This window comes from Zoogloea sp. LCSB751 (assembly GCF_002028455.1).
GTDB lineage: Bacteria > Pseudomonadota > Gammaproteobacteria > Burkholderiales > Rhodocyclaceae > Zoogloea.
In genome coordinates, this window is the sequence record NZ_MWUM01000226.1 from 1 (window position 1) to 268 (window position 268).

General features: G+C 63.8%; 1 pseudogene. It reads right to left on the reverse strand.

Annotated features, from left to right (window positions below):
• A pseudogene (clpA, locus tag B4920_RS26430) lies at window positions 1-253 on the reverse strand (ATP-dependent Clp protease ATP-binding subunit ClpA); the annotation flags it as partial.
• Between the last annotated feature and the right edge of the window lie 15 nt (window positions 254-268).

The following is a 268-nucleotide window of genomic DNA, read 5'->3' on the forward strand; positions in this document are numbered from 1 at the left end:
GGATCACGCGCTCGACCTCGTACTCGCGGCCGATCAGCGGGTCGATCTTGCCGTCCTTGGCCAACTGGTTCAGGTTCTGGGTGAACTGCTCCAGCGGCGAGGCTTTCTCGTTCTTCTCGCCGCCCTCCTCGCTCTCGCTGGAGGCCGATTCGCCGCTCTTGGCGGGCTCGGGCGGGTCGCTCTTCTTGATGCCATGGGCGATGAAATTGACCACGTCCAGGCGCGTCACGCCTTGCTGGTGCAGGTAGTACACGGCGTGCGAATCCTT